Below are 12,897 nucleotides of genomic sequence, written 5' to 3' on the forward strand. Positions count from 1 at the left end.
TTTCATCCTTTCTGATTAAACAATCGATGATTGCGAGGTTTGGTTCACAATGTTCAATGGTTCATTTTTGAAATAGATCCCAACAAGGGCTTTGTTTTTTGTAATGCGAATTTCATCAATATAGGGATTCAGCATGTTTAACGTGAAACTTTTCTGTATAACCTTTTGTAGTGATGCTTTTATACGAATATCACTTATTGCTTGTATAGGTTTATTCTGTAGATTAATTGATTGGGACTGTTCTCTGAATGTTTCTACATCAATTTTTCCTTGTGCTAAATTTTCAATAAGCTTTTCCTGAGTTAATGTGTTACTAGTATCATGCATCCTTTGTCTTTTGAGTCGTTGATGAATAGTATGGTTTATTTTTGAATAGAGCTGTTGATTTTGAAAGAAGTCCTGACAAGTCGCTAAAACACTTGTTTCTAATTCTTGTGCGTTGATTCCTTTAAATTCACAAACAAAGCGAGCATTATTCATATTTTGCGGACAGACATAGTAACGCAATGAATGATCTGTTTTTCGGACAGTTATGTTTGTGAGTGTCGAATGACAATAGGGACATTTGATTTTTTGTTTGAGTTGGTTTTCTGACGGCTTACGTTTGACTTGTTTCTGAGTTCGGGTAACTTGAGCTTCTTCGTATATCGTTGTACTGACAATAGCTGGGAACATGTTTTCATATTGTCCGTATTGATTGATAACACGGCCACAGTAATTAGGGTTAAGGATAATATTACGCACTTGATAGGGCTTGCGATTAATGAATTTATCATCAGCTTCTAAGTATTGCGCAATTTTTTTATAACCATAACCTTGAAGGTAATAATTGAACACAGCTTTTACTGTTGGTGCTTTTACTGTGTCTATCGTGAAAGTACCATTATGATAGTGATACCCAAAGGGTGCATGTGTTGTAATCAGTTTACCTTGTTTCGCTTTTTCTTTGATTCCATTTTTGACTTGTTCGCCTATATTATCAGATTCTAGTTCGGCCAAGCTGATGAAAATATTGAGTTTGAGCCGATCGAATGCTTTATCCATGTCGAAGTAGCCATCATGAACGCTTAAGATATGGACATGGTATTTTTGACACAATTTCATGAGTTTTAATGCATTTTTCAAATTACGATGAAGTCGATTTAGACGATAGCAACATAATACGTCACATTGTCCTTGTTGAATTAGTTCGGTGATTTGTTGGTAACCATTCCGCTTATCAGTACGTCCTGATTGTTTATCGCTATAAAAGGTAATGTGTTGAATATTATGTTTTTCGGCTAATGCCTTGATGGTTTGTTTTTGTGCTGCTAAGGATTGTTGCTTTGTAGTGCTCTGTCGTAAGTAACCCATTGCTTGTTTCATCGTGTTTCCTCCTTCCAAAGTGATAATATATATTTATGAACGAATTGATAGATGAGCCCAACACCTGCCTGGTGTTGGGCGTTATTATTAGTCATCAGCGTGATTGATTTCTTCAATCACTAAATTAGCGAGTAATGTGATTAATTCGTCCATATGGTTCAACCTCCAAATATTAAATTATATTGAATTGATAACATGTTGCATTGTTATTCGTTCTAGCCGTGTACTTGGGACAAAATGTTCAGTTATCTCTTTTTCATTTATGAATTCAGGGTACAAGTGATAAAATTTTAGTAGCTTCTGTTCCGTTTCAGTTAATACATATTGTTGAATATGGTAGTATCTGTCGATATAATTAACGACAATAGGTTTTTGATTATCATCGACTTCTACCGAATCAATTGTATAATCTAATAAGTTGACATTTGTTTTCATTTTTATGCCTCCGATTAATTTAATGAGCTACAACGCATAGCGCGTTGTAGCGATATTCATATTTAGAGTTCTAAGTCGCCCTTTTCTTCCCATTCTCTAGCATCTTTAACAAATTTGTTGAGTAATTCCTTATTTGTTGTATTATTATCAAATTGCGGTGGTGTGTATGGTTCAGAATTTGAGCTTAAACCGAGAACAGATGCAAACTCACTAGGCAATATAAGATGGTAGAACAAGATCGTTTTTGTTTTGCCTTGAGTATCTTTGACATTACGTTTGATAGCTATCCGATCGGAATCCATCTGGATATATCCTTCTGCTCTTAAACTATCTATTACATTTTTTACATCTTGGTATTGGTTTTCTTCCAACATATGTTTAAAAACATCTTTAAGCATCTTGACTTGAATGTGATCGTCTTTCAGCTCAATAAGGCCATAATTTTCAGTCATTATGGAGAGTTTTTCATTTTCCGCAAACTTACTACGATTGCGTGCCACGAACTGAACTACACTATCAATCGCCTTGGCTCCCAAACTGCGCTCACTTATGGAATCTACATGATAACTAACTAGGTACTCTCTAACTGCGACCAAATCGATAGGGGTTGCAATTACACGTTCTAATATTCGTGCTGATGTCGTTATTGTTGCATAGCGTTTGAACATACGAATACCAGTATTACTCGTTTCATTTTTTAGTTGGTTTTTGAACCAATCATGTTCCGCATGAAACCATTTAATTACTTCGTCTTCACGTTTTAAAAGATATTCAGCTACTAATGGCATTATATGGCCATAATTGACCGATGTAGCCCTTTTAATTGCATCAGCATTGTCAGCACTCGTCGTAAAAGCTTCTGATATTTCAATGGTACGAACATTTAATCCATCATTACGTGCACTATTATTTAAAACACTGTGTTCTGCCGTACTTATCACTGAGGTCCCCCAATTTTTGAGTGCTTTGACATTACCATCTATATTAGATCGTTGTCGGCCTTGTCCTTCTGCCAGACTGTACAACAACCCAGTAGTGTCTTTGAAGGTTGCAGCCGATAATTCGTCCAATACGATAGGCAAACCATAATTGCTACTTAAATATCCTTCAAGCGCGTTTCTAGTACCATTCCATGATCTAAACAGGGTATTACTACCTTTAGTAGGGTTGCCGGCTATTGAAACAGCTAAAGCAGCTGCAGTCGATTTACCTGTGCTTGAATTTCCCATAAATGAGAATATGGTTCCCGCAAACTCGACCTCATGTCTTGTTTTTAGGAACGCAGTAACTAATGAAGAAGCAGCAAATACTACTGCAAGTTCTAGTAGTAAGTTCCCTTTAACTTGTTTTAAGTACAGCTCCCACCAGCCTTTGAAAGTACCTTTTGGTTGTAAATCATAGTGTGTTTCACAAATGATTTCATTAGCTTGAGATTGCTCTATTTCTTTTGAAAAGTATGGTTTATCCAATGAAATGACCATACCTTCATCATCAGACTGTAATACACCTACGCCGGTATATAATTTAGATAATGGAAGTGACTGGCGCATCGATTGTAACGCATAGCTTAATGATTTAATGTACCGTTCATTGATGTTGAAGCCGTACTTAATCAATCCAGGTAGCTTGAAAGATGTTAAGATATCTGATGCTTCAATACGTTCAATATTTTTTCCATCTGTAATAATTAACTTCTCAACCCCTGTAGATGGGTCGAGAAATTTATTTTCAATAATGATGGGACTAGACAATTGAATGATTTTTTCTACATCATTGTTACTTTTAGGTGGAATCACTTCATAAAAGCCATTTGAATTTAAAAAATATGGATATTGCTTGAATATGTTGTTACTCATAATTAATCTCTCCTTTGCTATATAAGCATTAAATTTGTGTTGCTAAATACATATTAAAGGAGAATTAAACGCAAATAAGGAGGTCGTCCATAAACAAAAAAAATGGACGACCTCCTTTGGTAGTGCTATTCAAATTTTAAATTGTCTAAGGTTTCACTTAGAGTTTTTGCGATAGACCAACTAGATAAATCATTGACTTGTTTACTGACGATTTCGTCTTTAATTTGAGTAGATTTTATTTCTTCAAATAAGTGGAAAGCGTTCGTTAATTCGGTAATGTTTATTTTTGAAAGTGGCTCAATATCTTCATTAAATGAATATTTATCTAATAAAAGATGAATTCGATACAAGTCATTTAAGAAGCTCTCTACTTGATTTGGACTCATACCATCATCAATATAAGATTGGCGATTAGTATAAAATAGGTTAGAAAATTTAGATAATGACAAATAAAATTCTTTATAAATATTGAGAAACTTATCGTTTGATATTAATGGCTTGGAGCTATTTATTATATTGTCTAGACGTGATTCAAAATTTTGTAAATCAAAAGTACTGTTTTTATATTGATTTATAGTATTAATAATTCTTTGATAGTTAGAAAATAAGTCGTTTTCAATACTGAGAAAGTATCCATTAACGTTGAATGGGTATTTTACAATTTCTTTTTTTCTTAATTTTTCACGGATTTTCGATTCATCATTTTGTATATCATCAGTCACAATTTTATGATTGATTCTTTTATTCAAACTTGGAAGGTAGAGTTTGTTTAATATATCAATAATGAAAAAATCTAATAATTTGTTATCAGTACGTTCACTATACTCATCTATAGTTGGCTCATTTGATATATATCTAGCTACTTCATGATTTACATTTGAATACTTGGAATCATCAGGTTCTACTTGGTTGTATATAATAAAATTTTCGGGATTGTTTTCTTTATTATATTGATGAGCTTTATATAATTGCTTGAAATTGAAGTCATTATCAAATGTCATATTATCTTCCATTAATGTTTCAAACAGTAACTCGTCAATTCTATGTGCTAATTTTCTATATAATTTTGAACTCTTATCTAAATCTAGAGAATTTGTATAATTAAAAAATGAAGACAATGCATCATTACACTTTGACTGAGCACTAAGCCATTCTAAAGTAAAAGAATAGTTTTCAGATGCATAAATTTGCGCTTTTAATGCATCATTTTTAATATTATCAATTGAATCGCTGATATTAGTAATATAGCTAATAAATTGACTATTATTTTTCTTTAATGCTTCCTCTCTTAAATCTATGTCATCAAATTTTTTAGCAGATGTTGGAACAGGAAAGTCCTCAATATTATTTAGCAAAATTTTAAATAATTCTAATTCAAATAAGTTAAAACTGTAACCGCTATTGGTTGCTGATGGATTGGATTTGTATCTAGTGATATCTAACTTATAAACTCGTTCGAGTTTATCCATACTATTCTTAAACATTTTTTCACTTAAGTTACATTCTTTCATTAAATCTTTTCCTGTAAAATATTTATAATTTTCAAAATTCAAAATGATAGTCCTTTCAAACCGTCTTTACTGGTTATGTTTACTTTATTTATATTATAAAGTAGAATTAATAGTAATAAAGGGAACATTTGTTCTTGTTTTGTGTGCAAATAAGAGAGCAAATGGAAAATGAGTGATAGTTTTACTATTTTTTAAAATTCGGACTTATAGAATTGGTTTCGAAAGAAAATACTTAATTAAAAGGGGGAGTCTAATGTGATGTTAAAGCATCAAATAATAAATTTAATACAAGAAAAGAGAGAAGGGTGTTACTGGGATTTTAAAGCAGAATATCATAAAGATAAAGTTGAATTATTACATGATATAATTTGTTTGTCGAATAACTTATCAAATCAGGAAGCTTATTTGATTTTGGGAGTGGCTGATAATGGTCACATCCTGGGGGTTGCAGGTGATCCAAACCGAAAAACCCAAGAAGAATTAATATCATTTGTTACTGGAAAAAAGTTTGCTGCGGCTAGGTACCCCAAGGTCTCATTAATGATGTTTGAATATGAAGAAAAAGAAATCGATGTCATTATAATAAATCCTAAAGGATACGTACCATACTATCTGGAGAAAGCAGAAACCGATAAAAAAAGTGGAAAAAACAAAACAGTCAATGCAGGTAGCATTTATACAAGAGTTGAAGATAAAAATACACCAATTAATTCTACTGCAAGTCCATTAGATACAGAGATACTATGGAAAATGCATTTTGGTTTATATCCTAGTCCTATAAAGAGGTTACAAAATTATTTACTAACTCCTGAGAAATGGATGCTAAACTCAACTGGTTATTTTTATAGTGAAGCACCAGAGTATATCGTATATGAAAATGAAGAAATGGCAGAAAAAGAAGATTATTCCAGTTTAGGAAGCCCATTCTATGCGTATAATCAGACAAATAGTAACACTTTATATTCATATTATGAATTCAAATATCATAGTACAGTTTTATATAGTAGGCAGTGTATCTCTTTGGATTCAGGTATCTACACAACACCAGTACCTGAGCCAGGTGCGATAAATTTTAATATGCGTAGAGATGATACTATTTATTATCGTTATTTCATTGAAGAGACGATGCTTTATAATATTCATCTTTTTATGTATAAGGGTGATTCGATGGAAGAGAAATTTGCAATGGATAAATTTGTAGAATGTGTTTTGGTTTATAAAAGTGATGTAGAAAAGGAACTTTTTGAAAATTATATATTAGATAATTGGGATAAAGTTAATCAGTCAATTAATGAAAATAATAAACGTGTATTTGGAACTGAACATTTGTCACAACGTGCAAAAGAAGATATCACTAAAAAAATAAAAACAGTTAAAGTTTTAAAAGATGAACTTGAAAAGTTTAGACAAATTAATAGTTAATAAGGAGTAGAAAATGTAAAAATTTTATACACTGTCATTATATTTTTAATCTTATTAATAATTTTCATGCTTATTAAATCAGAAACAGCAAAGTATATATCCAACTTTTCTTTAGTGATCTCCTTACTTACGTTTTTAACGAATATGTATTATAACGGTAAAGCCGAAGAACATAAAAGAATTTCTAATACTCCACTATTTTTGTTTGATAGCACTAAATACTCATATGAGCTAAATAAAGACTTTATAAAGAATAGTATACAGATAGATATATTTAACTTTAGCAATGAATCATCTTTAGTAACAAATGATAAAGCTAAAACACATTTTATAGGGCAAAAAAAAAAATTTATATATTTAAAAAATGTTGGTGGAGTAGCTAAGAATGTAATTGTCGAATCTGAAGTTATATGGGACAAGGATGAATTTAAAACTCACAAGCAAAGAATTCTATTTGAGGATTATAAAAGAGAATTTAATTGTGATGACAATATATGTAATCTTTACTCAGAACATGATAAATGGGGATTTTCAAACAAAGAAATTACGTTCAATACACATACAAAACAAATGAAAATAAAAGGCGTTTCGAAAGAAAGTGATCTTTTAGTTAGTATACCGAGTGAATTTAGTTATGCTACTAATTTCTATCTATTTGGCTATATTATCAGCCCACCAAAACTCCTTGTAAAGATACAAGGTGAGACTCTTTCAGGAAAAGATTTACCGATGGAAATCCAAATCCAAAGGTTTAAACTGAACTATGATCCTATCAAAGCGGAGGTTACATTATTTGCTTAAAATAAAGAAATACTCATAAAAAATATTTATAAAACTCAAACAATATGAATACAATAATATAGTATAATTAATTGTAGTAGAAACAAAGGTAGGGGATGTTATGGTATACCAAAGTGAATTTGCTCTATAAAATGAAATGATGGAACAGTTAGAATTAAATGGCTATGAAACTGTAACGATTAGAAATGAACAGCAATTATTGGATAATTTCCGTGCTATTCTCAATGAACGTCATGCTGATAAATTCAAAAATCAACCATTAACAGATAAAGAGTTTCAACGCTTATTAACGATGATTAATGGGAAAAGTATTTTTGAAAGTGCACGTATTCTACGCGATAAATTGCCTTTAAAGCGTAATGATGAAACCGAAGAATATTTATCCTTTTTAGACACAAAAAATTAGTGTAAAAACAAATTCCAAATTACAAATCAATTATCGATAAATGATAAATATAAAGCAAGATATGATGTCGCAATATTAGTGAATGGATTGCCTTTAGCTCAAATTGAACTTAAGCGTCGTGGTGTAGACATAAATGAAGCAATTAATCAAGTTATGAGTTATCGAAAACAAAACTATACAGGTCTATTTCGATACATACAATTATTCGTTTTAAGTAATGCGTAGAAACGCATTATATCTCTAATAATGATGGTAATATATTAAAAAGCCATATGTTTTATTGGAGTGATAAAGATAACAATCGTATTAATAATTTGAGTGACATTACTAATAGATTTTTAAGGCCATGCCAACTAGTTATTACAAAAGGGGAATGAATATGACAAATACTCAATGGGTTATACCTTGTAATGTTAAATTCTATAATGTAGTTGCAGCGTTTGATAAGTTAGATGTTATTGATTGGAAGCAAAGTCCGAATTTAAAGAAGGCCAAGAAAGGTGATGTTCTTTATATATACATCTCCGCACCTATTAAGAGTATTAAATATCAATGTTTGATTAAAGAAGTTAACAAACCTAAGTCAACAATTGATGATAGTCAATTTGTTATCAAGGGTGATAATTATATTAACTATGGTAATTACATGGAATTAAAGTTATTAAACAAACTTGATGATGACCAATTAGATTTAGAATTTTTACAAGATAATGGGTTAAAAGGTAATGTTCAAGGTCCTATGACTTTAAAGGAACCTTTAAAAAGTTATATACAAAAAGTCTTGAAAACGAATATTTTAAATTTAGATAATGAGTTAGAAAACACTGAATATGTCGAAGGTAAACCATATGTACAGTACGGTATTAAATATGAAAGAAATCAGGCATTAAGAAATGAAGCTATTAAAATTCATGGAACTACATGTAAAGTATGTGGATTTGATTTTAAAGCTAAGTATGGCGATTTAGGTGAGGGTTTTATTGAAATTCATCATTTAAAACCAATGTTTTCAATAAAAAGAGAAATAAAAGTAAATCCACAAAAAGATTTAGTCCCACTATGTTCTAATTGCCATAAAATGATTCATAGAAATACTAAACAACCTTTAACGATTAAAGAATTAACCAAAATAGTTAATTATAATAGCAAATAATTTAATATTTTATAAACTATCATTCAACCCTCTTAATTTATTAGGAGTTTTTTTGCATTTGTGCTTTCAAACGTGTGATATACTTTGTTTGTTGAAATATAGAGTATCTATAGATAGGGTGATTGAGTATGAAATTCACTGAAGTGGAAGTTATCGAACATCTTGTAAAGGCATATAAAGAAGCAGGAAAGCCTACTTACCCCCATGAAAATTTATATCGAGGACGTAATCATAGTATTTCAGGTATTGGAGAAGACTTGCTGGGTGCTTATTTGATTAGTAGATTGGAAAGTGTCCAAATATTTATTGATCAACCTTTATCTATGATTGATAAATCTTTAAGTACAAGATATCCGGATTTATTAATTTGTGAAGATAATGAAATTAAAAATATACTAGAAGTTAAAATGGACTTAGGATATCAAAGAAAAGATTTTATAGATTATTGCCGAAAGAAAGAAGAATGGATTTCAAATATCGTAGGAAAACAGTGTGTATTGTCTAGAAAGAGAGAAGACAGAATTCCTATGAATATAGCTGATGATATTAGATTTCATGTTGTGATTTACAGTGAAAACAATGGACCGAAGCGGTTTGATGAAGAAATCATGCCTATCGTTAATGAAACATGTCCACATATTGAAGTATATGTCCTAACAAGCGGTCAACACCCTAATTTAGCAAATGTTAATCTTGAAGGTATTAATATTAATAAAGATGAATTTGAAAGATTAGTAAATGCGTTATAAAAAAATAGAGCATCCTCCACGTTATGGGGGTGCTCTGTTTTTTATTGAAAAGTATCAAGTTAATTAATTTAATATGCTTAATAAGTTCTACCTTGACCTTTTTCTCTAGCTTCTGTTTGATCTCTTATGTACTCAATACATACTGGATTTTCTGTTAATTCATCAACTGTATTAGTTTAATCAGAAGACGTGTCTACTTTGTAAGCTTCTAAGAACTTATTATATGATATAGTGTTTGAGTCTTGTTGTTCTTCTATAAATTTCTGTAGTTATTTTTCAAAAACCGCATCATTAACTGATAAGCAGAGCCCTACCACAAATAAAACTAAAAATCATATTGTGTGATATATACTTCTTAAAAATACTTATATTTTATAAGTCATGGAGAGTAAAATAAAATGACAATATTTACGATAGGCCATTATAATTATACGCTTGATACATTTCTAAAGATGTTAGAACAAGCGAAGATAACAAAAATTATTGATGTGAGATCATTTCCAAATAGTAAAAACAATCCACAGTATAATCGAAATGAGTTCTCTGTTTGGTTAAAAGAACATAATGTAAAATACAAACACATTTCATTGCTAGGTGGAAGAAGCAAACGTTCAAATATAGTTGGAGAAAATTTGAATGCTGGGTGGCAAAATCAATCATTTCACAATTATGCAGATTATACTTTGACTAAAAATTTTAAAGAAGGTATCAATATATTGATGAAAGAGAAAGAAAATCATATGGTTGCTTTGTTATGTGCAGAACGTCATCCTTCACGATGTCATCGTTTGATTATTAGTAATTGGCTAGAGTTGCATAATGAAAAAGTCGTTCATATTATTGTAAATAATAATGATAAAGTAGCGCTAATACCGCATGAATTAGGGCAGTGGGGAGCTTTACCTATTATTGAATATGACGGAGAAGTTGTATATCCAACTACAACAGAGTAATTTTATATAAATAATCCAAATTTAATATTAACAAAGCAAGCTACCATTTTTTAAATGTTAAACTATCATTAACTATAATAAAAAGGTTAAGTATAAATATACTTAACCTTGATTGGTAAATTTATAAAAATTTAGTTTGTTTTTAATTTTTTTAAATATTTTAAACCTAAAGCAAAAAGTGTGTAACCTATAAATATTTGAGACATTACTTTAATTAAATTGTTATTTTTAACGAGTATATTTGAAATTAAATTACTTATTAAATACAGCACAAATACTTTAATATATCTTTGATTGATTTTCATATTTGATAACTCCCTTTAAACTTCGACACTTAATCTCGGCACAAATGTTTCATAATGAACGTGGTTCATATCATGATCTAGAGCTTTTAATGCATCTATAATGGAGTGTAAAAAGCTCGTTCCACCACAGATATAAATTTCAGGGTCATTTATTAAGTAGTTTTTTAGATTATCAGAATTGAAGTAGCCATGTTTACTTTTCAGATGTGTCTCTAATTTTGCACTAACGTTGTTATGAGCAATCATTTCAAAATCTTCTTTAAAAGGTAAGTGTGCCTCATCACTTCCAACCTGTATCATTTGTGATTCAAGGCCTTCTGAAGAGGCTTGATTAAACATCGCAACCAAAGGCGTTACTCCAATTCCAGACCCTATGAATAGTTTTGGATGACTTGTATCTTCTAAAACAAAGCCACCGACAGGTGCAGCCAAATTAATCATATCACCTTCATTGACTTCATCGTGTAAAATGGTTGAAACTTCTCCTTCGTATTCGTCAGTTGTATCCCGTTTAACACCAAAAGTTAAATGATTTTCATCACCAGAAGTAATTGAATAGTGACGTTTAGCTCGATAAGGTAGTTTTTCACTAGAAAGATCTACAGTAATATATTGTCCAGGTTTAAATTGGCTTAAATCATACTCTGAAGATTCAATTGTAAATGATTTAACATCTTGAGACTCTTGTTTGATTTTAGAAACTTTAAAAGGTTTAAAGCCAATCCATAACATTTGATCATATATGCTTTTTTCAATCTGTATAAATGCATCTGCAAGCTCTCCATAAGCTTTAACCCATGTTTGGATGATAGGATCATTATCTTCTAATCCTGTAACATCTTGTATTGCTTTGATTAAACATATTTAATAATTCAGGATGAGCTTTGAACATTTTAGGATAAAAAATTGAAGTAATTTCTACACCCTTTTCTTGTAATAGAGGTACGGTTTGTTGAATAATATCTTTTTCTTCTTTCGTAAGCATCAAATTCCTCCTTTTGTTCTTTAATTCCATTGAACCACTAAAATAAATACAATTCAATAAACTATTGGCTTAAATTGTGAAAATTTTAGCAATTTTCATACTTTTAAAACAAACATGTAAAATTTTGTTTTGAATAGAGTTGCTTACAATAACAATAAGGTGTAGCATTACATTATAAGGAGATAATATAAGCATATATGATAGGGGGAACGTTAAATGGCAGGTCCTAGTTTGAAAAAGTCCGAAAGTCATAATTCTATTCATGAAGCTTCTTTAAATGAAGCTAGAGAGATTACAGCAGTGCTAAAAAAAACGATGAATCAAAGAAACAAAGCTTTAGAAATTGCATATGTCTTATTAGAACATTGGGAAGCAAGAGTTCTTGCTCATGCTGATGTTGAAGAAGAAGGATTGTATCCTGAATTAGCAGGAAATGATCCTTCTCAAATAAAAATTATGCATAGACTTCAAAGAGATCATGACTTATTAAGAGAATTAGCAAAACAAATTAAATCAGCGTTAAAAAATGAGGAAATGAATCATGAGGTATTGGTAAAATTTTATACCATGATAGAAGTGGATGATTTACACAATGAAGATGAAGAAGCTTGGGTTGCGAGTAAGGAGAAGGGATAAAATGATACAAAAAAAGGAAAAACCATTAAGATTTGTTAATGAAGATATATATAACTTAATGGTGAATGAATTGGAAAAGAATAATATACATTTTTTTGACGTTGATGCTACTGCAATTGTAGATGGGGATAATTTAGAAATTTCTATCCGTTATGGTGAAACATTTAAACATGGTACAAGTTGTTATTTTAAGAAACAAGCGCTTGAAGCGCCATATAATGATATATTGAATTTTTTTAAATATACAACAGCAGCATGTCATCGAATATTTATTTCAGAATATTTCAAAATGATAATGCCATAATGAATATGGGGGGATT

Annotated in this window: 12 protein-coding genes and 2 pseudogenes; 8 read left to right on the forward strand and 6 right to left on the reverse strand. The window is 30.4% G+C overall.

Annotation, left to right across the window (positions count from 1 at the left end):
- Nucleotides 1-15: 15 nt before the first annotated feature.
- The 4 genes from ccrA to KA867_RS08190 all read right to left on the reverse strand — a co-directional run bounded on the left by ccrA (nucleotide 16) and on the right by KA867_RS08190 (nucleotide 5,209).
- Nucleotides 16-1,365 (reverse strand): cassette chromosome recombinase CcrA, encoded by a 1,350-nt coding sequence (gene ccrA, locus KA867_RS08175; RefSeq protein WP_210131799.1) that lies wholly within the window; start codon nucleotides 1,363-1,365, stop codon nucleotides 16-18.
- 177 nt (nucleotides 1,366-1,542) lie between these two features.
- A complete protein-coding gene (locus KA867_RS08180) occupies nucleotides 1,543-1,800 on the reverse strand; it encodes a hypothetical protein (protein ID WP_210131801.1) in 258 nt (85 codons plus the stop codon).
- A gap of 62 nt (nucleotides 1,801-1,862) precedes the next feature.
- Nucleotides 1,863-3,656 (reverse strand): cassette chromosome replicative helicase, encoded by a 1,794-nt coding sequence (gene cch1 / locus KA867_RS08185; protein ID WP_210131803.1) that lies wholly within the window; start codon nucleotides 3,654-3,656, stop codon nucleotides 1,863-1,865.
- 125 nt (nucleotides 3,657-3,781) lie between these two features.
- Nucleotides 3,782-5,209, reverse strand: coding sequence for a DUF6038 family protein (locus KA867_RS08190; RefSeq protein ID WP_064209798.1), 1,428 nt, complete (start codon nucleotides 5,207-5,209; stop codon nucleotides 3,782-3,784).
- Between the two features lie 216 nt (nucleotides 5,210-5,425).
- Between KA867_RS08190 and KA867_RS08195 the strand changes: the two genes are divergently transcribed.
- The 6 genes and pseudogenes from KA867_RS08195 to KA867_RS08220 all read left to right on the forward strand — a co-directional run bounded on the left by KA867_RS08195 (nucleotide 5,426) and on the right by KA867_RS08220 (nucleotide 10,651).
- Complete coding sequence (locus tag KA867_RS08195; protein WP_210131807.1) at nucleotides 5,426-6,589, forward strand: AlbA family DNA-binding domain-containing protein; 1,164 nt, start codon at nucleotides 5,426-5,428, stop codon at nucleotides 6,587-6,589.
- 144 nt (nucleotides 6,590-6,733) lie between these two features.
- Entirely contained in the window at nucleotides 6,734-7,390 is a 657-nt protein-coding gene (locus tag KA867_RS08200; RefSeq protein ID WP_245340663.1) for a hypothetical protein, read from the forward strand.
- Nucleotides 7,391-7,526: 136 nt separating this feature from the next.
- Nucleotides 7,527-8,152: pseudogene (locus KA867_RS08205) on the forward strand (type I restriction endonuclease); the annotation flags it as partial.
- Between the two features lie 23 nt (nucleotides 8,153-8,175).
- Nucleotides 8,176-8,949: an HNH endonuclease gene (locus KA867_RS13435; protein WP_232165827.1), complete on the forward strand. Its 774-nt coding sequence runs from the start codon at nucleotides 8,176-8,178 to the stop codon at nucleotides 8,947-8,949.
- 128 nt (nucleotides 8,950-9,077) lie between these two features.
- Nucleotides 9,078-9,698, forward strand: coding sequence for a hypothetical protein (locus KA867_RS08215; RefSeq protein ID WP_210131811.1), 621 nt, complete (start codon nucleotides 9,078-9,080; stop codon nucleotides 9,696-9,698).
- Between the two features lie 398 nt (nucleotides 9,699-10,096).
- Nucleotides 10,097-10,651 carry a DUF488 domain-containing protein gene (locus KA867_RS08220; protein WP_096808002.1) on the forward strand — a complete coding sequence of 185 codons (555 nt, stop codon included), beginning with the start codon at nucleotides 10,097-10,099 and terminating at the stop codon, nucleotides 10,649-10,651.
- A gap of 131 nt (nucleotides 10,652-10,782) precedes the next feature.
- Here KA867_RS08220 and KA867_RS08225 read toward each other — a convergent pair whose 3' ends face one another.
- Together KA867_RS08225 and KA867_RS08230 are read right to left on the reverse strand one after the other, a co-directional pair.
- Nucleotides 10,783-10,956 carry a hypothetical protein gene (locus KA867_RS08225; protein WP_096808003.1) on the reverse strand — a complete coding sequence of 58 codons (174 nt, stop codon included), beginning with the start codon at nucleotides 10,954-10,956 and terminating at the stop codon, nucleotides 10,783-10,785.
- Between the two features lie 15 nt (nucleotides 10,957-10,971).
- A pseudogene (locus KA867_RS08230) lies at nucleotides 10,972-11,941 on the reverse strand (FAD-binding oxidoreductase).
- Nucleotides 11,942-12,157: 216 nt separating this feature from the next.
- Between KA867_RS08230 and KA867_RS08235 the strand changes: the two are divergent.
- Entirely contained in the window at nucleotides 12,158-12,577 is a 420-nt protein-coding gene (locus KA867_RS08235; RefSeq protein WP_210137664.1) for a hemerythrin domain-containing protein, read from the forward strand.
- Between the two features lies 1 nt (nucleotide 12,578).
- Nucleotides 12,579-12,881 (forward strand): hypothetical protein, encoded by a 303-nt coding sequence (locus tag KA867_RS08240; protein WP_210134301.1) that lies wholly within the window; start codon nucleotides 12,579-12,581, stop codon nucleotides 12,879-12,881.
- Nucleotides 12,882-12,897 lie beyond the last annotated feature (16 nt).

The organism is Staphylococcus sp. GDH8C109P (genome assembly GCF_017893405.1).
Classification (GTDB): Bacteria; Bacillota; Bacilli; order Staphylococcales; family Staphylococcaceae; genus Staphylococcus; species Staphylococcus cohnii.